Source organism: Rothia nasimurium (assembly GCF_928382285.1).
In the GTDB taxonomy this organism is placed as follows: domain Bacteria; phylum Actinomycetota; class Actinomycetes; order Actinomycetales; family Micrococcaceae; genus Rothia; species Rothia nasimurium_E.
Genome location: NZ_CAKMSS010000025.1, coordinates 1 through 474 on the forward strand (window position 1 = coordinate 1; position 474 = coordinate 474).

The following is a 474-nucleotide window of genomic DNA, read 5'->3' on the forward strand; positions in this document are numbered from 1 at the left end:
TCATCACCGTGGAGCGCGGCCGCATCGTCGAGGACGGCTCGCACGACCAGCTGATCCGCAGCGGCGGCCGCTACGCCACGCTGCACCGTGTCCAGGCAGGCATCCATGAAGTCGGCTAAGGCAATAATGGCCTCGCTGCGCAGCCCGACCCGCACGCGCGACGAGCTGGCGTTTCTTCCCGCCGCGCTCGAGATCGTGGAGACCCCGCCGTCCCCGATCGGACGCGCCATCTCCGCGTCCATCTCCGCGGTGTTCCTGATCGCGCTGGTGTGGGCCAGCATCGGCACCGTCGACATCATCGCGACCGCGACCGGCAAGATCGTGCCCGACGGCCGCACCAAGGTGATCCAGCCGTTCGAGACCGCGGTGGTGCGCGCCATCCACGTGCAGGACGGCCAGCGCGTCAAGGCGGGCGACCTGCTGATCGAGCTCGATCCGACCATGAGCCAGGCCGAGCTTGGTCATCTCCAGAGC

1 protein-coding gene is annotated in these 474 nt (G+C 68.8%); it reads left to right on the plus strand.

Annotated features, from left to right (window positions below):
- Positions 1 to 126 precede the first annotated feature (126 nt).
- The coding region (locus tag L6758_RS10905; RefSeq protein WP_237218652.1) for a biotin/lipoyl-binding protein at positions 127 to 474 on the plus strand (348 nt) is incomplete at its 3' end.